Source organism: Marinobacter halotolerans (genome assembly GCF_008795985.1).
GTDB lineage: Bacteria > Pseudomonadota > Gammaproteobacteria > Pseudomonadales > Oleiphilaceae > Marinobacter > Marinobacter halotolerans.
This window is the reverse complement of sequence record NZ_VMHP01000002.1, coordinates 1171212-1192114: the sequence shown is the minus strand read 5'-3', so window position 1 is coordinate 1192114 and position 20903 is coordinate 1171212. Positions and strand designations below refer to the sequence as shown.

19 protein-coding genes are annotated in these 20903 nt (G+C 56.8%); 5 read left to right on the top strand and 14 right to left on the bottom strand.

What is annotated here, in order from left to right; translation table 11 throughout:
- Nucleotides 1-6: 6 nt before the first annotated feature.
- Together FPL19_RS15825 and FPL19_RS15820 are read right to left on the bottom strand one after the other, a co-directional pair.
- Nucleotides 7-1686, bottom strand: coding sequence for an NAD-dependent malic enzyme (locus FPL19_RS15825; protein ID WP_150913904.1), 1680 nt, complete (start codon nt 1684-1686; stop codon nt 7-9).
- A gap of 44 nt (nt 1687-1730) precedes the next feature.
- Nucleotides 1731-2945 (bottom strand): cation:proton antiporter domain-containing protein, encoded by a 1215-nt coding sequence (locus tag FPL19_RS15820; protein ID WP_150913902.1) that lies wholly within the window; start codon nt 2943-2945, stop codon nt 1731-1733.
- A 152-nt stretch (nt 2946-3097) separates the two neighbouring features.
- Between FPL19_RS15820 and FPL19_RS15815 the strand changes: the two genes are divergently transcribed.
- Entirely contained in the window at nt 3098-4207 is a 1110-nt protein-coding gene (locus FPL19_RS15815) for an App1 family protein (protein ID WP_150913900.1), read from the top strand.
- A 46-nt stretch (nt 4208-4253) separates the two neighbouring features.
- On the opposite strand, the gene FPL19_RS15810 is transcribed toward FPL19_RS15815, so the two are convergent.
- The 8 genes from FPL19_RS15810 to FPL19_RS15775 all read right to left on the bottom strand — a co-directional run bounded on the left by FPL19_RS15810 (nt 4254) and on the right by FPL19_RS15775 (nt 12560).
- Nucleotides 4254-4544: a DUF1330 domain-containing protein gene (locus FPL19_RS15810; RefSeq protein ID WP_150913898.1), complete on the bottom strand. Its 291-nt coding sequence runs from the start codon at nt 4542-4544 to the stop codon at nt 4254-4256.
- A gap of 20 nt (nt 4545-4564) precedes the next feature.
- Nucleotides 4565-5761, bottom strand: coding sequence for a CaiB/BaiF CoA transferase family protein (locus tag FPL19_RS15805; RefSeq protein WP_150913896.1), 1197 nt, complete (start codon nt 5759-5761; stop codon nt 4565-4567).
- Nucleotides 5762-5870: 109 nt separating this feature from the next.
- The gene (locus FPL19_RS15800; protein ID WP_150913894.1) at nt 5871-6299 is read right to left on the bottom strand and encodes a DUF4399 domain-containing protein; all 429 of its coding nucleotides are present in this window, start codon (nt 6297-6299) and stop codon (nt 5871-5873) included.
- Between the two features lie 73 nt (nt 6300-6372).
- Nucleotides 6373-7539, bottom strand: a complete 1167-nt coding sequence (locus FPL19_RS15795) for a GGDEF domain-containing protein (RefSeq protein ID WP_150913892.1) — start codon at nt 7537-7539, stop codon at nt 6373-6375.
- A 78-nt stretch (nt 7540-7617) separates the two neighbouring features.
- On the bottom strand, nt 7618-8832 hold the full coding sequence (locus tag FPL19_RS15790; protein WP_150913890.1) for a cation:proton antiporter: 1215 nt from the start codon (nt 8830-8832) through the stop codon (nt 7618-7620).
- A gap of 378 nt (nt 8833-9210) precedes the next feature.
- Nucleotides 9211-9855, bottom strand: a complete 645-nt coding sequence (locus tag FPL19_RS15785; RefSeq protein WP_150913888.1) for a hypothetical protein — start codon at nt 9853-9855, stop codon at nt 9211-9213.
- Nucleotides 9856-9925: 70 nt separating this feature from the next.
- Nucleotides 9926-11617, bottom strand: coding sequence for a S8 family serine peptidase (locus tag FPL19_RS15780; protein WP_150913886.1), 1692 nt, complete (start codon nt 11615-11617; stop codon nt 9926-9928).
- 19 nt (nt 11618-11636) lie between these two features.
- Nucleotides 11637-12560, bottom strand: a complete 924-nt coding sequence (locus FPL19_RS15775; RefSeq protein WP_150913884.1) for a hypothetical protein — start codon at nt 12558-12560, stop codon at nt 11637-11639.
- A 338-nt stretch (nt 12561-12898) separates the two neighbouring features.
- On the opposite strand from FPL19_RS15775, the gene FPL19_RS15770 reads away from it, so the two are divergent.
- Nucleotides 12899-13228 carry a thioredoxin family protein gene (locus tag FPL19_RS15770; protein ID WP_150913882.1) on the top strand — a complete coding sequence of 110 codons (330 nt, stop codon included), beginning with the start codon at nt 12899-12901 and terminating at the stop codon, nt 13226-13228.
- Here the strand turns inward: FPL19_RS15770 and FPL19_RS15765 are convergent.
- Both FPL19_RS15765 and FPL19_RS15760 read right to left on the bottom strand, forming a co-directional pair.
- Entirely contained in the window at nt 13216-13482 is a 267-nt protein-coding gene (locus FPL19_RS15765) for a DksA/TraR family C4-type zinc finger protein (protein WP_150913880.1), read from the bottom strand. The two genes, FPL19_RS15770 and FPL19_RS15765, sit on opposite strands and share 13 nt — an antisense overlap.
- A 73-nt stretch (nt 13483-13555) precedes the next feature.
- Nucleotides 13556-14686, bottom strand: a complete 1131-nt coding sequence (locus FPL19_RS15760; protein ID WP_225314455.1) for an alcohol dehydrogenase family protein — start codon at nt 14684-14686, stop codon at nt 13556-13558.
- 417 nt (nt 14687-15103) lie between these two features.
- On the opposite strand from FPL19_RS15760, the gene FPL19_RS15755 reads away from it, so the two are divergent.
- The 3 genes from FPL19_RS15755 to FPL19_RS15745 all read left to right on the top strand — a co-directional run bounded on the left by FPL19_RS15755 (nt 15104) and on the right by FPL19_RS15745 (nt 19349).
- Entirely contained in the window at nt 15104-18292 is a 3189-nt protein-coding gene (locus tag FPL19_RS15755) for a LamG-like jellyroll fold domain-containing protein (protein WP_191965299.1), read from the top strand.
- A gap of 9 nt (nt 18293-18301) precedes the next feature.
- Entirely contained in the window at nt 18302-18541 is a 240-nt protein-coding gene (locus tag FPL19_RS15750; RefSeq protein WP_150913876.1) for a hypothetical protein, read from the top strand.
- Between the two features lie 160 nt (nt 18542-18701).
- The gene (locus FPL19_RS15745; protein WP_150913875.1) at nt 18702-19349 is read left to right on the top strand and encodes a PEP-CTERM sorting domain-containing protein; all 648 of its coding nucleotides are present in this window, start codon (nt 18702-18704) and stop codon (nt 19347-19349) included.
- A 53-nt stretch (nt 19350-19402) separates the two neighbouring features.
- Here FPL19_RS15745 and FPL19_RS15740 read toward each other — a convergent pair whose 3' ends face one another.
- Both FPL19_RS15740 and rho read right to left on the bottom strand, forming a co-directional pair.
- The gene (locus tag FPL19_RS15740; RefSeq protein ID WP_150913873.1) at nt 19403-19807 is read right to left on the bottom strand and encodes a GFA family protein; all 405 of its coding nucleotides are present in this window, start codon (nt 19805-19807) and stop codon (nt 19403-19405) included.
- A gap of 49 nt (nt 19808-19856) precedes the next feature.
- Entirely contained in the window at nt 19857-20834 is a 978-nt protein-coding gene (rho, locus tag FPL19_RS15735; protein WP_150913871.1) for a transcription termination factor Rho, read from the bottom strand.
- Nucleotides 20835-20903 lie beyond the last annotated feature (69 nt).

Sequence of the window (20903 nt, the reverse complement as noted above, 5' to 3'; positions counted from 1 at the left end):
AACGCGTCAGATCGAGCGCCGCAGGTAGTTTCGGTATTTGGGGTGCCAGAAATTGCGGTCAATGGCCCGGTGGATGGTTTCCTCATCTGAACGTAGCGCCACGCCATCTTCCTGGGCCTGCCAGGCCACATCAAACGCGATATTGCGGCTGATTTGCTGGATGTCAGACAGGTCTGGCAATAGCTTGTGCCCGGTCTGTTGGACAATAGGTGCCTGTTTTGCCAGCGCGTTTGCAGCCGCCATCAGCATGGCATCGGTCACCCGTGAGGCACCGGAGGCTACCACGCCTAGTCCAATACCCGGAAATATATAGGCGTTGTTGCACTGCGCAATCGGGTAGGTGTGGCCACCCAGTTCCACCGGTCTGAATGGGCTGCCAGCAGCGACCAGTGCCTGGCCGTTGGTCCAGGCCAGAATGTCGGCGGGCTCTGCCTCCACCCGCGAGGTCGGGTTTGAAAGCGGCATCACCAGAGGGCGGCTGCAGCCCGCATGCATGGCCCGGATTACTTCTTCGCTGAACAGGCCGCGCTGGCCCGATACACCAATCAGCACCGTCGGCTTTGCCTGCTTGACCACATCAATCAGTTCCGTTCCCGGCCACTCGCTGACACGGTCACGTGGATGGGCAAGGGCAGACTGGAAATCCTGCAGATTGGTCATGTCCTCAGTCAGCAATCCGGCCCGGTCAACCATGAATACCCTTTTGCGGGCTTCCTGTTCAGTCAGGCCTTCGTTGGTCATCGCAACAATGATCTGCTCGGCAATGCCGCACCCCGCTGAACCGGCGCCAAGAAAAGCCACTGTCTGATCGCTGACCTTCTCGTTTTTGGTTTTACAGGCTGCGAGAAGGGTGGCCAGGCAGACGGACGCAGTGCCCTGGATATCGTCGTTAAAACAGCATGCCTGATCGCGATACTGCCTGAGCAGGCGCATGGCGTTGTTCTGGGCGAAATCCTCGAACTGAACCAGTACGTTGGGCCAGCGGCGCTTAACGGCGTCCAGAAATTCAGCCACGAATTCGTCGTATTCTTCCTGACTAATGCGTTTATGGCGCCAGCCCATATACATTGGGTCATCAAGCAGGTCCTGATTATTGGTGCCAACATCCAGCATGATCGGCAGCGTATTAGCCGGGCTGATACCGCCACAGGCGGTGTACAGAGCAAGTTTGCCGATCGGGATGCCCATGCCACCGATTCCCTGGTCGCCCAGCCCCAGAATCCGCTCGCCGTCGGTCACCACAATGACTTTTACCTTTTCCTTGGTGGCACTGTGCAACAGGTAGTCCATGTGCTGCCGGTCCGGATAGGACACAAACAGGCCGCGGTGGTTGCGATAGATGTTGGAAAACTCCTGGCACGCTGCGCCCACGGTTGGCGTGTAGATGATCGGAAGCATTTCTTCCAGATGATCTTCCAGCAAACGGTAAAAAAGCGTTTCGTTATCGTCCTGAATCGCCCTCAGGGTAATGTGCCGGTCAAGATCATTCTGGCAAAGCTGGTATTGCCGGTAGGCCCGCTCTGCCTGTTCCTCGATGGTCTCCACGTTCTGTGGCAGCAGGCCAATCAGGTTAAAATCCAGACGTTCCTGTCTGGTAAAGGCGCTGCCTTTGTTCAGCAATGGCAGTTCCAGTAAGGAGGGGCCAGCGTAGGGAATGTAGAGTGGTTTTTGTAGTTTGTTGTTCATGGCGACCTCTCATAGCGAGGGAAAAGTTGACCTGCGGCACTGGTTTAACCATAGCGGCGACCGTAGTACTTCGCTACCGGAGCGGCGGTTATGCCATGGATAACAAGCGAACTGGTCATCAGCAGGCTGGCGCACACCCAGACCAGTTCATTGCCGGTTTCGCGCTGAACCAGCATGGCGTAGAAAACCGCCGCCACACCGATGGGCCCGAACCAGCCGGCCATCAAAGCCACCGGTAGCTCCCGCCAGGGCGGAATCGCGGGGCGTAACAGCAATATTACCGGTAGCCGCCGAAGGGCCAGCACCCCGAGCGCAAGGCCAGGGCCAGTCCAACCAAGATCAAGCCAGCGGGACCAGGGGATCATCAGGCCCACCAGAATGAAAACCGGCAGTGTAAACAGCAGGTTCACCGCTTCCTGAACATTGCCTTCTTCACTTCGCTCCTTGCCGCCCACCTGTTGATCAAACGCTATGCCGGTTACAAACACTGCCAGGATACTGTCCGTCCCCAATAGTTTACCGGCCCCCAGTGCCAGAAAAGTCAGTGCCAGGGTGGTCACCAGAAAAGAGGGCTGGTCGATAAGTTCCCGGGCTTCCGCCGCACGCAGAGCCGTACCGGCCAGATAGCCCAGCAGGGCGCCAAGGGCGACGGCTACCACAACCTCCCACAGCAGCACGTGGATCAACCACTGGGATAGTGCCGTATCGGCACTTTTGATCAGCAGAATCGGCAGCATGACAAAAGGCAGGGCGAGACCATCGTTGATGGCGGCCTCTGCAGAAAGCGTGTGGCGGAAGCGCCCGGGTAGGTTGTCGGAGGCCACACCGCCGGTAACGATTGAACTCGAAACCACCGGGTCGGTCGGGCAGACCGAGGCGCCAAACATCAGTGCGGTAATCAGCCCGACGTCGAGAAAGCCCAGTGTCAGTCCGCTGGTTACCAGCCACATCAGCGGCAGCCCGATTGCCAGAATCACCGTCAGGGCCCGGGCATTGTCGAACACGAAACGCTGTGGCAGCCGCAGGGCGATGCCCATAAGACTGACGCCGAGTGTCAGGCGGGCCGCTTCCTCGAGAATCAGAAAATTGTTGCCCCAGGCTTGGGGATCTATCAGGCCCAGTACCGGGCCAACCAACACCCCCAGGGTGAATGCCAGCAGGGGTGGTGACAGAATGGTACGGTTCAGCAATCGGGACATCATGCCAATCAGCAGAACCGTGGCGCCGGCCAACGCCAGGGCAATGTTGAAGTCGTTCACGTTTCGGGCCTCTTGTCAGGAGTCCGGGTGGGGAGTCCCAGTGGTTACACCCCACTGCATCTGCACTACAATGGCGGCCATCCATACCAGGGAGTGGCCTGCCGAGCTCTGTTTCAGGGTTGCGGTATTTCGTTTATGCGCAAGAGGATCTGATGTCGTTTCAGCGTCGTTTCAACCGTTACCTGAGATCCCTTCGTCGCGGTCTCCATATACTGGCAGCGCCGGTCAAGGGCGACAATGGCCGGGGCGGGCTTTTCATCCAGGCGTACCGGGGTTTCGGTTCCCGCAATCGGCTGTTCCTGATGGGGCGGGTATTCCGGCAGCCGGGTTTTGGTGCCTCGTTGCGAGAAGACCTGCTGCGCCGCGACATCATCGACCTGATCCGCAGGCTGCTTCGCAAGCCCATTGTCAGTGCGTGCGTGCGCATTCGCTACAAAGACACCAATACAGTGGTTTACACCGACCAGCACGGTTATTTTCGCGTGGATATGGAACTGGGCAACATGCCGTCGGACGTCGCCTGGCACGAGATGGACCTTTCGCTGGACAGCCCGGTCGACGAGCGAGCCGCTACGACCGGAGAATTTTTCACGCCCATGTCCAGCGCCCAGTACGGGGTGATCAGCGACATTGACGATACCGTCGTGTTCACGGGCGTCGCCAATACTGCCAGAATGATGTGGCGTCTGTTCGCCCAGGGTGCCGACAGGCGTGAGGTGTTTCCCGGCGTCCCCGCGCTTTACCAGGCATTCCATGCCGGCCAGGTTCCCCATCAGGGCAACCCCCTGTTCTATGTTTCACGGGCACCCTGGAGCATCTATGCGGTTCTGGCGGAGGTGTTCCGTCGCAACTGCATCCCCCACGGGCCGATCCTGATCCTGCGGGAGTGGGGAATGAAGCGGGGCAGCTTGCTGCCGAGAAGGGATAAAGACCATAAGCTGGACGCGATCCGCCATATTCTTGGTATGTATCCCGAGATGCGGTTTGTTCTGGTCGGCGATTCGGGGCAGCGCGATCCGGAGATCTACACCTACATCCTCCGTGAACACCCGGGCCGTATACTGGGTATCTATATTCGGGACGTCAGCAATTGTCGCGAGCGCTCCGCATCCATCGACCGGCTCGCCCGGGAAGCCAGAGAGTCTGGCTGTGACTTGATACTGGCCGCCGATAATCTTGCGATGGCCGAGCATGCCGCCGCCGAGGGACTGATCGCCGATTCCGCCGTAGACGCTGTTCGCCAGGAACAGGACCGATCCTAGAATGGATCCTCAAGGCTGAATCTTCGGTCGTGATACCAGACTCCGTTCAGGAATCCGCCTCATAGCGAATCAAGTCCACATCCGCAGCGGAATCCCGCAGCGGCACCAGGGCTTGATAGGCGGGCGAATCATGCCAGCGCTGCAGGGACTCCAGGTCTGGAAACCGGATTACCACGGTATCCGTGTGCCGGTGCTGGCCGCTCAGAACTGCTGCCTGTTTACCCCGCAACAGGATTTCCCCGCCCCAGGGAGCCAGTGTTTCGGGCAGCAGGCCCCGGTATTCCGCCCATTTGGCGGAGTCTTTAATGGTGATCTGCCCGATGGCGTAGGCGCTCATATTTGTCCTTTTTATTGGTCTCAGTGCCCGGGATCGCTTGCTGCACCCGAGGTGATCATTGCCTCAATCTCTTTGTCAGAATAGTCACAATCCTTCAGAAGCGCCCTGGTATGCTGACCAAGGGCAGGCGCACCCTGATATTGCTGCTTGGCCGATCGGGAAAACCGGGCCGGGCCGCGCGTCTGTCGAACAGTGCCCGCGTTCGGGTGGTCGTAGTTCACCAGAAGTTCATTTGCCTGAACCTGGGGATGGTTAAGCATCTGCGTGCGGGTCAGTACCGGTGCGCAGGGAACCTGCTCTTTTTCAAGTACCGCCAACCAGTGTTCCGCCGATTCGGTCCTGATCACAGACTGGATCAGTTCCAGCCGGGCATCGATGTTTTGCTGACGCAACTCTGCCGTTTTGAAGCGTGGGTCTTCAGCCCATTCCGGCCGGCTGACCGCCCGGATCAGCGCCTGCCATTCCCGATCATTCTGAACCGCGATGGTGATGTAGCCGGTGGTGGTTTCGTAGATCAGGTCCTGAAAGCTGGCGGCTTCCTGTTGGGGCAGGTCGGCGTGAACAAAGGTCTGGCTACCCATGTCGGAACTCCACAGAAACGCAATAATGGCATCCAGCATGGACAGGCGAACATGCTGAGCCTCGCCGGTGCGCTCCCGGGCGAACAGGGCAGCGGTAATAGCCTGGGCCGCAGTAACACCGGTGAGCTTGTCTGGCAGGATGGTTCTGACCAGTTGAGGTCGGCGCCCATCGGAGCCCGCCTGAACCGTCGCAAGGCCAGACAGGCCTTGGATCAGCGGATCGTAAACCGGGCGTTGGGCATAGGGGCCGCTGTCACCGAAACCGCTGATGGATACCATGATCAGATCCGGTGCCACTTTGCGAAGATCCTCCTCGCCCAGACCCATTCTTTCGATCACGCCCGGCCGGAAGTTCTGCACAAACACGTCAGCCGTGGCGACGAGTTTCAGCAGCGCCTCGCGCCCTTCAGGCTCTTTCAGATTAAGCGCTACGGATTTCTTGTTGCGGTTGTTATTGAGATACAGCGCCGACATATCGCCCTGTCGGTTTGCCGCAGAGCGGGTAAAATCGCCACCGGCGGGGTTCTCCACCTTGATCACCTCTGCCCCCTGATCCGCCAGCATCATGGTGGCCAGCGGTCCGGAGATCATGGCCGTCAGATCGATTATCCGGATTCCATCAAGAGGGCCGGTCATTCGAATGCTCCTGGTTGGTCATAGGCTGTTTCATAAAAAACGGCCGCCTCTCGGCCGCCGTTCTGGCATACGAAACAAGTGCAGTCTCAGGACCAGCAGGCCCCTTTGATCACTTAACCATAACAGTAATTTTTTCCGACACAACGGGTTTAGAATGGGGCACATGGGCATAGTTGCCCAATAACAACTGCAAGGTATGCTTGCCCGGGGGCAGGGTGACTTCGGTTTCGGTCTGCCCGCCGCCAAAGTGTCTGATCTGGTCCGTGGCTGGCAGTGGCTTGCTCATATCCGAAGGTGCGTCGGTATTAATCAGTAGATGATGATGCCCGGTGCCGTCCCTTTCAACACCGGCCGGGGCGACGCCCATGTTTTGCAGGCCGAACACCACCTTGAAGGTGCTATCAACGGTTGCACCGTCAGGTGGCTGAATGAAGTACACATCGGCATTTTCCGGAGCTGTCGAGACCATGCTGTCTGCGGATGCCATTAAGGGAATAGCCAGCAGCGCAAAGTAGAAAGTAGTTGCGAACCTGTTCATTTCACTTCCTCACATAGGTTGGTCATCTGAGAGTATAGCCGGTGAAATGAAGTCGCGATGTTTTCCGTCTGGTTTACTGATCTTCAATTGACGCGTCGTAAGAACGCACACAATTCCGTCCCGAATTCTTGGCCTGATAGAGCGCTTTATCAGCCAGCCGGATCAGTTCATGGCTGGTTTCCACTTCTCCTGGCACTGCGCCGCACACGCCAATGCTGATGGTGACCCGTTCTGATATTTCAGAGGCAGGGTGGCGGATGTCCAGTCTGGCGACGCCTTCGCAAATATCTTCCGCAATTTTTACGCCCTCGGGTGCCGCCGTATTGGGTAGCAGAACGGCAAACTCCTCGCCGCCGTAGCGCGCGATGGTTTCACCCGCTCTTCTGACATAAAGGGGCAACGCCGAGGCGATCAGGCGCAGACATTCGTCACCGGCAGGGTGGCCGAGGGTGTCGTTGAAAGGTTTGAAATAGTCGACGTCGATCATAAGCAGCGTCAGCGGCGTTCTGGCCCGCATGGCCCGGGACCATTCCGCGCTCAGGGCCTCGTTGAAGCCGCGGCGATTGATGACCGAGGTGAGGGCGTCCATTGTGGATATCTTGTACAGCTCCTTGGCGAGCTTTTCTGTCTCCTCTTTAGAGGCTTCAAGCTCCAGTCCGTTCAGAATGCTTTCCCGCAAAACCCGATGAATTCTCAGTACCTGCCGCAGGGTAATGATGAAGAAAGCGACTATTAGCAGACCGATGCCCTGAATTTGGATCTCATCGTTCATTAGCAAGACCGCACTCAGGGGAAGCAGTATCGGAATAGAGAAGCAGAGATAGGAATAGATGGAAGAAGACGTGGACGCCACAGCCCCGGCAACCAGTCCGGCGGCGGTGATCAGCAGGATTGAAATACCCGTGCCGTGCAGATCAATCACCGAGCTGACGTATAGAGACCACACCAGCCAGACCAGGCCCAGCGACAACGAACTGATCGCAAACAGCGCCCACCATTGATTGGCCGTCACAAGCTGCTGGTTCTGTTTATAGCGTCTTGTCATGAACCACCGGCACAACACCACTAACAGAACGAAGCATGCCCAGCCGACCATAAAAAGATGGTTAATCTGGTTCCAGAACAGGGCGAGATTGATAGCTCCGACCAGTAGATGCCCCAGAATGACCGTGGAGGTCTGGGCGACAAAGCTATCCAGCAGTTGATAGTTCAGCCGTTCACTAAACGCTTTGTTTGTCATACCCGGCTGTGCCCTGAAACATATCAATCGAATTTAACCGTTGTGATCAACGGCGGGTAAATTAGCATAAATGCGGAATTAAGGAAGTGAACCGGGCCCCATCCCATTCAGAACCCGCCTGACAAAAACGGGGCCGATCAGTTCGAAGACAATGGTTGATGCAACCACAACCGGAAGGATGGTGTCGCTGTACTGAGGAAAACGTTGGGCAGCCAGCAGCGCCATACCAATAGCGACACCTGCTTGCGGAGTCAGTGCCAGGCCAAGATTCGAGGGCAGAGTCTGGTGTGTAGAACGATTGAGCTTAACGGACATAAAACCGCCCAGAACCCGGCCTGCCAGCCTCAGAAGAATGTAGGCGAGAGTGAGCAGTAATGCATCGTTCACCTTGTACAGGTCGATACTGGCGCCAGACAGCACGAAAAAGAACACCAGAAACGGCCATTCAATATGCTCGATCTCCCGGAATGATCGGGTGTGATGGGAAGATAGGTTGGCAATCAGGCAGCCCGCGATCATGGATGCCAACAGTGCGGAAATCCCCATCAGTGAAGAAAGCCCCGACAGCAGCAGCACCAGGGCGATGGCTTCCACCTGTGTGGGCTCGCCGGGCCGCAGGCGGCCGGTTAGCCAGGCCGCAGGCAGGCCAACGGCGACACCCAGCAGAACCGCGCCGCCCAACTCCCAGAGAGCGTGCAGGAAAGCCAGGTCGCCATCTGTACCAATGACCCAGCCAAGCGCCGCCATACTGAGCCCGAAAACAAGAATTCCCCAGGCGTCATCAATAGCGACTATGCCTAGCAGTACCTTGGGCACCAGCCCGGTTTTCCCGCTTTCCCGTACCGACTGGCTAACGGCTGCCGGGTCTGTCGCGACTGAAATCGCCGCCAGTGAAACCGCCACCACCAGTGGAAACCCCAGTGCCAGCAAACCAGCGCCCACAACCAGCCCGCCGCCAATAATCACAAACAGCGAAATGGCCAGGATCATTGGGCCGGTGCGACGTAACCTGCTTATTCTCAGTTCGCTGCCCAGAATAAACGCCACCATCACCAGCGCCAACTGGATTAACGGCTGGCTCAGCTCGCCCAGCAAGTCATCATTTGCTTGTCCCATCCAGACTTGCTGAACAAAGGCGATGGCAATACCAATGACCATCAGAATAGAGATGCGTGGCACAGCGGTTCGCCGTGCCACCGTATCTGCAAGAATACTTGTCGACAGAATGATGCCTAACAGAACGGTATTCAGCGCTACCTCGGAGCCTTCAATGGGTAACCATTGGTTCAGCAACTCGGTTCTCCTCTTTCTCGGTATTTATTGGCTTTTACTGTGCCAGGCTGTAATAAGCCTTGAGCATAGCCCAGTTTTTCGCCAAGACTGTGTGCTGAACTCGTGTCAGACCTTCCTTCAGACGCCCCACAGCCGGGCCGAGATACTCATCCCTGCCACCGTCCCCATTGACGGCGCCACTGCGACAAAAAAGCAACGCGAGAGCGTCGTCGAACATTGTCTCGAATTCGTCTCTGTGCGAGGCGTGTTCCTAACGCAGAATAACTGGCGCGGTAAATCCGGTGGCATCAGATTCCGTTCTGAATAACAGTCTGAAGCGGCAAGTAAATCAACGAATCGATGAGCTTCCTGGAAGAACATCCTACGCCGGGGAATAGACTAATCCGTTGAAGCGGGAATCCTTTGTCCTTGATGGAGCCAAAACCCCCTATCGTCTTGCGGCAAATAGAGATAGATGGAACCTGGCAGGCTGGCCGACACCAGCTTTGAGAAAGCCAGCACTGGCAGCTTACGCTCATCAGACGATTTGAGGGTAATCCCATGGCGCATGGCTTCGCCGAATGCCCAGGAATCGGCTGAACCTACTTCGACGCCTTCTGGCGTTTCCATGGCATTCAGGCCACCAACATTGACGCTGATCAGGCAGTTTGAGGATACGCGCTCGTCCTCATTTACCGTCACTTCGCAGCCAAGGTCAGGCGCACTGATTCCATAGAGGGCAGCAGACCGATATTTAGCCGGATCAAAGGTTGTGGACAGGTTGCTGGCATTTGTTAAGATCCGGGGCTTTAATGTCCAGCCCATCTCAGAGGCCGCAGTCTCGACCGCCCGATTGTATTTGGCGAGCAGGCTTTTGTGGACTTCTTTATCCGAGATCCCGGCCCTATCTGCCTGCCAACCGACGATAAAAGAACGCTCTCCCTCAGGTTCGGGCAGCATTGGCAATTTTTCAGTGGAAGCCAGACAGCCGGAAAGGGCTATGCCGGTCAATGCCATCAAGATCGGGGCGCGGTTTTTCGGCATGGAAGGATCTCGCTGTTAGCAGGTTGATCAGAGAGAATATGCTTGGGGGCGCCCGGGCGCCCCCAGGCCATTAGCTGCAGATGGCAGGCAAGGCAATATCTGCCGGGTCAAAGGCTTTTACATTATCCTTCACCGAACAGTTCGCGCCTGTCGCCAGATTGCAGTGTGCAACGCCAAGCTGCCGGTTACTGCCGGTGGCCGCGTCGATATCCGCTTGTGAGATGATCAGCTTATCAGCCCCGGGCGTGCTGTTGATGATCATTGCCGTTGAGTCTGTCGGATTCAAGGGTTCGCCGTCAGCCACACTGAAAACCGCAATCGAGTCATCCGTGCCTGGGCTTTCCAGGTACTGACCGTCTGCCTGGTAGAGCTCACAGGCGCCCGCGGTTCCGGTTTTCGCCTGTAGATAGGCGGTGGCCACCGGGTGGGTCAGCGCCGCCTGGTACTGTTCCCGTTCGCCGGTCAGCGCGGATTGGGCAGTAACCGCCTCGCGGGGCACACCTGCGCCATCCATGAAGAGCATCGAATCGAGAATACCAGAGCCAAAACCGGTCACATCATCGTTCAGGGGTTTGCCGGATTGAGCAATAATCGTATCGATTTCAGACGGCGTCAGCTTGGGCCTTTCAGAGAGAGCGGCGGCAATAACACCGGTTACCAGCGGCGAGGCGAATGACGTTCCAAATGCGCGTCTAGGCTCACCATTGATGATTACTGGCATGGAGGAGCCTTGGGCTGATACGGCAACCGGCGCACCGAGATTAGAGTACAACGCAATCGCGCCATCTCGTTCCGTGGCCGCCACGGTAACCACCCCATCACAGTTAGCCGGCGCATAGCTGACGGCGTTTCCTGAATCGTTGCCCGCGGCTACGACAATGGTTATGTTTTTACCGCGGGCCGCGTCGATGGCGTCCTGCATGTAAGTGGGGCAACTCGTTGGTGCGGTCAGAGACATATTAATAATGTTTACCGGGCTGCTGATATCAGCCAACCCTACAACCGTATCCCCAGACAGCCATCGAATTTGATCCGAGGCGTCGCTCAAAAATCCGCTGCCATCACATCCGAGGGCACGGGCACCGACAATCTCGACGTTTTGAGTTGCCCCTGCGATCCCGAGACCATTATTGGAGTTGGCTGCAGTTACCTGGGCCACCTGGTCACCATGGGTTGATGACCCTTCTGGGCAGGCAGTCTCCTGATCGCTATTGTAGAACTGATCCGATTTCACGCCATAAGTGACAGAGGAGCCCTCTGCGTAGGTAACTTCCGGCGATTTTACAAATCCGCCATCGATGATGCCGATGCGAATCGTGTTGGTGAATCGGATGCGGCCATGCGCCTCACTCAAGCGAGTGTTGAACGTCTCGCCAGCGCGGAAATAAGTCTGATTCGAATAGTCCGGATCACTGTAATCAACCGGGTCGCCGCCATCGAGAATCGCCATAGCGGTGACAGGGGCGGGTCTGCTCAATGGAACGGGGTTAAAGGTCATAGTGTCGCGCTCTACAAGCAACACTGATGGATCTTGAAGAAGGAGGGCTTCGCGGGCGTCTGCCTCGGTAGCCGGCACCGTTAATTTCTCATAGCGTATTTCGCCGTTAGGCAACTGACGTTTGACGATCAGGCGAACGTCGCCATTGAGCGTCTGGACACTTATGCCAACGGGTTCTGCCGAAACAAACCCGGTGCCGAATGCGCCTGCACTCAACACAGTTGCCAGTATGGACAACGAAAAACCTGTTTTGACGACTTTCATAATTCAGTGCCCCTGCGACTTATTGGCTGGCGTAGTGGAAAACAGCATTGAAGAAGTCATAGCTGCTGCTAAACGAAAAGTTGCCCTCGGCATCGAAGGTGCCGTAGTCGGCATTCATAAACCGGCTGTACCGGTCTGCCTGTTGGACATAGGCCAGTGGGTTGGTCGCCTCAAGATCGGCGGGCAGTGGCATTCCCATCTCGTTTAGCGTGTTTGAAACATTATCCAGAGCAGCTTCGCCCGCACCGCCAACATCGCTCAGTGCCGCTGCGGCGGCAGAGAGGCGCTGATCAAGGTCAGACTCGGGAGTATCGCCCGCTTTGTAGTTGGAAAGAGCAAGAGTCAGCAGGGCTATTTCGTTTTCGAGGGTGTTGGCAAAGTTATTCAACGCGTTGATTGCCGCGGTGCTTGTGCTTGTCTTTTCGGACTCGCTGATGCGGCCTGCAAGATATTCAATTTCAAGCACGGTATTCAGCAAACGGAGGTCATCGCTGGCCAGCGTCTGCGGCGACGTAATTTCGGTAAGTGTTTCGGCTTGCTGCACTAACGCTTCTGCACTGGCGTTCAGAGCGTTAATAACGATGGTGTATTCAGTGCCTGCTTCGGTAACCAGAGTAAAGCGTTCGCTTGAGTTGTTGGAGAGATCGCCCACCGTTATCGAAACTGTATCGTCGGAAATGTCCGTTGTAATTTGTGGGCTGTCGAAGCCCGGCACCGGGTTGACCGATTCCGGCTCAACAACTCCGTTGAGCTGGCGTGTTTCGACGGTGTTTTCCTGGGTTTCGATGATCAAACTCTGCTGATTCTCAACGGGTGCGGGGCTGGACTCACTTCCACTCCCACCACCTCCGCAAGCCGTCATGGTTCCGAGAACAATCAAGCCCATCGTGAGCTTAAAGAAACCAGGTTTTGTTAAAACCGGCAAATCAGTGCGTGAGTCCATTGTTGACCTACTCCAGTAGAGATTTAAGCCTTTGGTGCGAGGGCAATGAGCGGCAGCGGGCACCTCTTACATTGCTGACGCCAACATCTGACCAAGGAAGGGTTAATCGAAATTTCGGGCCGAGCTAATGGGGCCGACTCCAAAGAGAAGTTACCGTTGGAAGTGAACAATTGAAAATAGAATTCATAGATTTTTCAATGTTTTACTGTTACAAATATTTGCAAGTTTTGAGTTGAAAATATCCGTATTAGCCAGATGGCTGGATGACTGAGTCTTTAAATCGGTACCATAACAACTCCGATGGTCTAACGTTGCCTCACACCTGGCGGGAAATCACTATGCCGTTTAAGCACGAATACACACCCGAGTCCTTAACGCCAGAAGAGGTCGCGCACAGCAAAGGCCCGTTGTTGATCGAGTTCGGCACAAATTGGTGTGGCTTCTGCAAGGCTGCGCAGCCGCGAATCAAGGCGGCTATGGAGAGCTATTCTGGGGTTGAGCATGTGAAGGTCGAAGATGGCAAGGGGCGCCGGCTGGGCCGGACTTTTGGCGTCAAACTTTGGCCGACGCTGATTTTTCTGGAGGACGGGGAGGAAGTCACACGCCTGGTCCGCCCTGAAAACAGTGAGGATATTGCCACCGGCCTGGCGCAGATTCAGCGCAGCTGACTGTCTTTGCTGCCACGGCGGTTGATGCCGCCGGACTGGCTGTTCTGCTGCTCAAGCGCAGCCTGGCACTCGACGCAAAGCCGGACGCCTGGAATCGCCTTGCGACGGGCTTCCGGAATAGGGCGGTCACACTCCTCGCATTCCTTCAGGCTATCGCCGCTGGTCAGCTGGCTGCGGGCCCGCTGAACCTCATCCTCAACGCTTGCGTCGATCTGATCCTGAACCGCGCCATCGCGGGACCATCCACCTGCCATAGTGCCCTCCGATGTCTGGAATAGGGGTTTAACTGAAATGTAGCATCTAAGCCTTTGCACTCAAACGATGCTTTTAGTGCGGTGGCACCAGAACAAAGTTTCCAAAGTGGGTCTTTCTGAGAAATTCCTGCTGAGCCGTGGCAATGTCTTTCAGCTCAAAGGTCTTTGCAACCAACGGGTGGATCTCACCCTTTTCAATGTACCCGATAAGGTTCGGAAAGACCGGTTCATCCCAGGCCGTACATCCAATCAGCGTCAGATCCTTGAGGTAAAAATCGCGCATATCGATGGTGGTGATCGGCCCGGCAATGGCGCCGGAGGAAGCATAGCGGCCACCACGGGCCATCAGCTTCAACAGCGTTCCCACCTGGTCACCGGCGACATTGTCGATCACCACATCCACTGACGAATCCGAAATTTCAGCAGACAGGTCCTGTCCACGGGCAACCACCTGGTCCGCCCCCAGGCTCCTGACCAAATCCAGCTTGCTTTCGCCGGCTACGGCAATCACATAGGCACCCCGGCGATTGGCCAGCTGGACGACCGCAGAACCGACCCCGCCAGATGCTCCGGTAACCAACAGGCGGCTAACGTTTGTAACGCCTGCCCGGTGCAACATGTTCTCTGCCGTGCCATACGCGCAGGGGATAGTGGCAAGTTCCACGTCGCTCCAGTCGCAATCAATCTCAAATACCTCGCTGGCGGGCACCGTCACGTACTGGGCAAAGGCGCCGTCAAAATCCGACGCCATCCAGATGTTATCCAGCGAATCAAAGCCGTTAAGGCGCATGCAGGCCCGCACAAGCACCCGTTTGCCAATAGCCGGCCCCTGCGTACCTTCGCCCCAGGCCACAACCTCCCCACAACAGTCGGTGCCCTGAATGAACGGGAAGGGCGTGGATTCGTTCCAGCCGCCGTCCTCAACCGCGGGCTCATCCTCGGTTTCCGATAGTTGCTCGGTTCCTCCTTCAACCGAAGATGAATACCAGCCAAGCCGCGTATTGATCTCCGTATTGTTGACCCCGGCCGCTAACACCTTCAGCAACACCTCTCCCGGTGCTGGCACAGGAATGGGAACATCGCGGTATTCCAGCTTTTCATAACCGCCGTTGCCGGTGGTGACCACCGCTTTCATCGTTGGTTGGTCGACGCGAAGATTGAACCGGGAGGGATCGAAAGGGCGGAGGTAGGTTAGATCAGGCATGTGAGGTCACGTTTCCGGGTTCGTGAATAAGGTTCGTCACCAATCGATAGTACATTATGCGGGCATCAAAGGATGAACCCCGGGCTGAAAGGATGTGCTAAAGGTGTCGGAAAAATTGACACCACGGGTGACTGACCGCCCGTTATTCCCGTGATCCGCCGCAACAACACACTGTAATCCATTTGAAAAGGTCTGAATGGCACATCGTATGCGGCCAATTCAACCGGATTTGTGTCCGCCTGAAACGTATCAAACTATTGCGCGCAAGAACCAGTCGAATGAATTGGGGCGCCCCCGCCAGTTTGAGCTGCAAGCAGTCGATGAGGGGAATCTCCGACAGGGCCATGTACGCCAGTCACCGGAGGCACCAGGATGTCATCTGCACTGTCTTTGCTCTGTCCAGCCCGAATCTTGATAATGCTCTTTGTTACAGCGCTGGCTACCACCGCGGTCACTGAAGCGGTGGCCGGACCGGAAGATCGAACCCGAACCTTCTGCGGTGTCGTCAAACGCGCCTGTGGTGGGCACCTGGAGCCCCAATGCACCAGTGGCTCCATCTGTGACGCCGGTTTCAACAGTTACGGCATCAACGTCAAAATCAACTGCCCCTGGCCCATTCCCGATCAAACCATCACGGCTGGTTGCTACGATAGGCGCCCGTCCTGTAACGACTGCAGCGCCTCCGGTCAGGTGCCCTGTCCTGTCGAAGCGGCTGCCTTCTGCCCGGTAGGTTGCGACAGCGGCCTCAAACTCAACAAGACAACGCAGCTATGCGGCACAGTGGGCCTGGCAGGCATTCCCCCGGGCAATCTCGGGGCCAGCTGTGCGCCGGGTTTCCCCTGTAAGGACGGGCTTACCTGTGATGAAAGCCGGCTCCAATGCGTCGGCAAAGCCAAAGCCGGTCAATCCTGCGTTAACCCCTTCGTGGGCTGCGAAGACGGCCTGTCCTGCACGGGTGCACTGGAATGCTCCAATTCACCCGCACGGCTCGGCCAGACCTGCGACGCGTTCAACCCCTGCGGCGACGGCCTGTTCTGTCAGCCGGGGCTGCCACAACGGTGTGTTGCCCGCAGGGTAGTAGGCGAGGGCTGTTCCGCTTTCAATCCCTGTGTCAGCGGCACCTCTTGCGAGGCCTGTTTTACGGAAGGCTGCAACGCGCCGTTCCAGTGTTTCCCCAACCCGAACGAGGGCGCGATTACCGCGCAGCAGTGCCAAGAGCTGTTCTCGCCGGCCATCCGGCGGCAGCTAATGAGTACCGACGAGTCTTTCCCCCTGACACAAACCTACGGATCGGGTAGCGCCATTGCGGCTGGCGAAGGTTTTTCACTGGAAGTTGGTACGGTGTACAGCCCGCTTGGGGAATACGGCTGCTACCGCACGCAGTGCAACACTGCCGGCCTTGATCTCGGTGCCAATGTCTATGGTGCCATCGGCTTTTACGACTTTTTCACCGACGTTGCTGGTGCGTCGTTCAATATCTTCCAGGGTGTGTCTGCGTTCGAAGTGGTGTCTTTCAATACCTCCCAGATTCTTGCGGGCACTCAGATACCCGACCCTACCGGTGGGGCAAAGGTGACGGTGTCGGTTGATTCACCGGCCAGGCTGATTGGCACGGCAGATGCGTTTGGCCTGGGCCTTCCCAGCCCTCTGCCCGTTGCCGGTGGTATCGCCATGTGTACTACAACGGTGGATGAGCTGGATGTGTCCGGCGCTGGTTCGGCAGCCGTTCTTATACCTCCGCCACAACCGGCGCCGGACCCGGCCACCGGCATACCAACAGGCAAGGGCGCGGTCTATTTTGATGGTGACAACGACCAGATTGCGTTGCGCGACCCAACCGCGCTGGCCGCACTGAGACAGACTGATGCGCTGACCGTTGCCGCCTGGATCAACCCCTCAGACAATGATGGCAACACCTCTTTCATCAGCAAGGAAGGTGAGTACCAACTGGCAATGATTGACGGCGAGCTTTCCTACACAATCGCCAACACCGATCCGGGCTGGAGTACCTGGATTCAGACCGGGTATTTCCCGAAACCTGACCAGTGGACCCACGTGGCGGTTACCTACCAGAACCAGTTTGGCCCGTCCGACAACCAGCGGGCCTACGTCAACGGCAGGCTTTTGCATGTACTGGATGGCGTTGGCCCTATCGGCGATTTCCACTCTACCCAGAATGATTTCCATATTGGCGGGCGTCAGCGGCTTTCCGGATCTACCACCTACAAGGGTCGCGTTGACGATGTTCAGGTCTGGTCGCGGTCCCTGACGCCAACGGAGATACAGCAGGTGTTGGATGGTGGCATTGCACCTTTGCCGGGGTTAGTTGCCCGTTGGCAGTTCGAGGAGCTCGATAACGGCGTGGCACTGGCCAATTCGGCTGAATTCGACATCCTGTTGAACAGCGTATCGACAACTGCCACGCCGGCGGTAGCGGACGGCAACCGACTGACCTCCGGGGCCATCCGCTTTGACGGTGATATGCATCTCGGCACTGATGACAACCTCCTTCTGGCAAGCCTGGACAACAGCGACACCTTCACCCTTGAGGCATGGATCTGGGTGGACCAGGGCGCACCTGCCGCTACGCTGGCCAGCAACAGTGGCGTGTTCTCCCTTGGCCTTTCCCCGGGCAACACACTGACCTACGAGCTCGCCACTGCCAACCCCGGCTGGGCCCTGATTGACAGCAGTGTGGAGGTGCCTACAGAGCAATGGAGCCATGTGGCCATGGCCTATGACGGCACAGGTGACGGAGTCACTCTTTATCTGAACGGCCAACCAGTCTTTCAGAATGCAGCCAGTGGAACCCTGGGAGACACAGACATTGAACGGGACGAGATTGTGCTGGGCAAAGATCTGATGGGCGCCCTTGATGACGTCCGCCTCTGGTCGACGGCCCGTACGTCAGGCGACATCGCGGATCACTTTGATGCACCGCTTACGCTCTTCCCATCGACCCTTCTGGGCTACTGGCGATTTGACGAGCGAGACACCATGCTCGCCGTCGACAGTTCCGCGAACAGCTATCACATGGCAATGGGGGTCGGGGTGGAGACCACCTCGCCCCTTCGCATCGGTGTGGGCGGCCTGCCGGGTTACCCCAGGGCGCTGCTTGTCGATCCCTGTATTGCCTCACCGGTGGCGGATGAGGATGCCGACGGTATCTGCGATCTGGTCGACAATTGCCCGCTCATTGCCAATCCAGGGCAGCAGGACAGCGACGCCGATGGGGTGGGCAATGCCTGCACTGACAGCTCTGGCCCGCCAAAAGTGTTGCTTGCAGCCGTCGACCAGAGCAATCAATCCAGCCGAAAAGGCAGCCAGAACGTCGTCGCGTTGCAATTCGCCATCGACAACAATTATGCCGGCAGCAGGCTGGAGGAAATCGTACTCAGAGCCAGGGGCAGCGGAAACGACGCCGCGGCTATCAGCGCTGTGCGTTTCTGGCACGACACCAACAACAACGGCGCCATTGATCCGGAGGATACACAGCTCGGCAATGGCCGCTTCAACCAGGACAACGGCGAACTGAACCTGAAATCACAGGAGCTTTTCCTGCTGCCGTTGGGAACCAGCCATTACCTCGTCGGATACGATTTCTAGGAGACGCCCATGGCAACATTCAGCACTCGAATAGCAACGAGCCTCAGTCGACAGAGCGTTGCGCTAGCCGTCCTCGTATTGCTGGGCGGCTGTGGCGGCGGTGGGTCGTCTGACGGTCCGGACACCAGCGCCGGGGCGCAGTTCAGCGTAGACCTGGCAGAGATCCGGGTAGTGCGCCTCGACAACGACGTGCCGGTGATCATTGAAGGCTCGGCTAACAATGGTTCCGTGATTACGTTGGGGGATTAGCCAGAGCCTTCTGAACGCCACGATTTGGCGTCAGGTTCCTTTACGCTTTTCAAAGATTATTGTCGATACAAAACGCTCAAAGTCATAAAAACAAGTCAAAAAATAATCATGGTCCTTTAATTGCTTCTTCTCTGAGACATATTCAAAAGGAGCGGAAACCATGAAGACCATGGGAACCTGGTTTGCAGCGATCACCTTAGTGGCGTTCAGCTCATTGGCGAACGCTGGCATTGTTACATTCAGTGCCTACGTGAATGACGGCGCATTCGCCGCCGCTTCCGGCGCCACGAGCCTGACCGGCGCACTCCCGAATCTGGGCGCCCAGGGTACGTCTGTTACTTTGGGCGGCGCAACGCTGACGGCAGGCAATACAATCTTCGTTGGCAGTGGCTGGTCCAGCCTCATGCCTGGTGGAAATGCGATCGCCATCAGCGGTAAGGAAAACCTGGGTATTTCAATTAACACCGGAGCGTCGACTGCGTTTGGTTTTTATTTCCACGAGCCCAGCCAAAGTTCTGCGCAGCTGGATGGCTGCAACGCGACTTGCGTGGACTCCATCTTCAATCTCGAGTTTTCACTGGGTGGAAGCTACGTCGACGACGTCAATTTAGTGGCAGCAAAGGACAAACTGAATTTCTTCGGCGCCATCCTTAACCAGACCTTCGATTCGGTCACCGTCACGGAAACCACCGGCGGCATTGATAATGAATTCTTTGGTGAGATGTTTGTTGCGCGTGTGCCGGAACCAGGCACCTTTATCTTGCTGCTCTCAGGCATTATCGGCCTTGCTCTGCGTCGCAGAGCTTAAGAGCCGATAAGTTCTTGGGCTGATATGGACAACCGGGGCTGAGCTTCATTGACTTACTCAGTCGGCGGGAACCGATCGAATACCGGCAGTTCGTGAACCCGCTCCATCCAGCTTATTCTCTCCGCGACCTGAATATGAATCCTCGCCGGGATCTCTCCCGGCGTATCGTAGGTACCGCTCTGAATATCGATCAGGCCGGGCAGCATCCTGGCATTGGAATAAAACAGACCGGTCCCACAATCCGGGCAGAACTGTCGCCTTCCGTGCTCAGACGATTCATAAACCTTTGGTGTTCCTTTGGTGATGCTCAGAGCCTCCTGGGGATACATGGTCCACCCAACCATTGGCGCGCCAGCATGACGCCGGCAATCCGAGCAATGACAGAGCGCATGAGTGTATGGCTCTCCCTCAACTTCGTAGCGGACACCGCCGCAATGACACCCACCTGCAAGCTTCATAATCTATTCCTCAAGTAAACGATCAAAACCCTGCCGCCGCAGCGCGGGTTCAATTGATGGGCGCCCCCGGAATGTTTTGCAGAAGCTCGGCATTGGTCGGGTACTTTTCAAGCAGCTCAACCAGCTTTGTTGTGCCCTCTAGCGGTTTGAGGCCGCCAAGCGCCCGGCGCAACGCTCTAATTTGATCTAAATCCTTCGGTTCCAGCAGCAGCTCTTCACGGCGTGTGCTGCTTTTGGAAATATCCAGGGCGGGGAAGATGCGCTGATTCGCGACCTCTCTGGACAACACCAGCTCCATGTTGCCCGTGCCCTTGAATTCCTCAAATATCACCTGGTCCATACGGCTGCCGGTATCCACCAGTACGGTGGCCAGAATGGTAAGCGAGCCGCCGTTCTCAAGGTTTCGTGCAGAGCCAAACAACCTCCGCGGGATCTCCATCGCCCGAGCATCAACCCCGCCCGACATAGTACGACCGCTGCTCTTTCGCTCGGCATTGTGCACACGCGCAAGCCTGGTAAGAGAATCAATCACAATCATGACGTTATGACCCTCGCCAGCCTGTTGGCGAGCGGTATCAAGAAGCTCATCGGCCACGCGGGCGTGATTGGCATAGCTTTCATCCGAAGAAGAAGCGTGTACCTCAGCCGGGACGCTGCGCTTGAAATCAGTGACCTCTTCGGGGCGCTCATCAATCAATAACGCGTAAAGCTTAATCTCGGGATACGCCTTTCCCACCGCCTGGCAGATATCTTTTAAAATGGTCGATTTTCCAGACCCCGGCGGTGCAACGATCAAACCGCGCTGCCCCACTCCAATCGGCGTGATCAAATCCATCGCGCGCACCGTGAGTTTGTCTGAACCAGACTCCAGGCGAATCCCCGGCGCGGGATTGATGGCCACACCGTTTAGAAAACGTTTTTGCGGATCAGTCTCAACTTCAACATCAACCGCAGCCCCGACTTCCTCAGACTCTGGTTTGGCGTTTTTGGCTGGTTTTCGGGTTAAGCCTAATGTCTTTCTTGTCATGGGTGTTGGGTAGCTCTTGGTTGATAGATTTTCCTGGGATGAGTGGATAGCGCTCAGAATACAGAAGCC